2 pseudogenes are annotated in these 771 nt (G+C 42.8%); one reads left to right on the top strand and one right to left on the bottom strand.

Features of this window, described 5'->3' with window-relative positions:
• Positions 1–105: 105 nt before the first annotated feature.
• Positions 106–287 (bottom strand): annotated as a pseudogene (locus tag ACUU1M_RS20395) (IS1 family transposase); the annotation flags it as partial.
• Positions 288–601: 314 nt separating this feature from the next.
• Between ACUU1M_RS20395 and ACUU1M_RS20390 the strand changes: the two are divergent.
• Positions 602–664 (top strand): annotated as a pseudogene (locus tag ACUU1M_RS20390) (transposase); the annotation flags it as partial.
• Between the last annotated feature and the right edge of the window lie 107 nt (positions 665–771).

Genomic DNA, 771 nt, shown 5'->3' with positions numbered 1-771 from the left:
ACTTCCTTATGTTATATTTTGGTAAAAAATTTATTTTTTTACATTATAGTCGGCTAAATGAAGTTTACTGTAAAAAAACGATACTTTTTCGGGTGGCGCTTCCAATCAGTAGAATATGTGTTTTTCAATGAAGGAGCCGATGACTTTTCGTGGATTTCCACGGAACGCGAGAAGCAGATTGTTTTACGTGCCAGCCGCTTGATGCGGTTGCGGAGGGTCAGGTTGTTACGTTCAAGATATAGCATGTGCTGGATGAAGATCCCTTTTCTGGTCACCTGTTTATCTTTCGTGGCCGACGGGGTGACACTGTTAAAATGTAATGAACGCATCCCACACAATTAAACACGGAGTAGTATGATGGTTAAAAGGGTGAAACTGGCAGGTGTGGAGCCTCGCAGCTTTCCGGCATCATACTGCCCAATACGGGATGCATAAAGCGTCCTCAGACTGGAGACTCCACAAATGAAATATACACCGGTTGGCGTTGATATGGCAAAACATGTCATTCAGATTCACTTCATCAATGAGCACATGTCAGCGCCAGTGATATAAGACGGTAATGGGGATGCGGACGATTTCCTGGACTCTCAGAAGATGAAACATGTTTACTGAAGAACAAAAAATTCGCGCTATTGAGCTTTATTTCAAATATGGTAAGAAGCTTGAGGTGTACTGGCAATAGCGGACACCACCATTTGTTCTTTTTCTAAGCAGTCATCTGATAATATTTTATCCTGAAGGCTGCCGGGGAGATATTCCCCAGACGAGAGT

The organism is Shigella sp. SIG6 (genome assembly GCF_053555815.1).
Note: the sequence above shows the minus strand (reverse complement) of the source record. Positions and strands in the feature narration are given on the sequence as shown.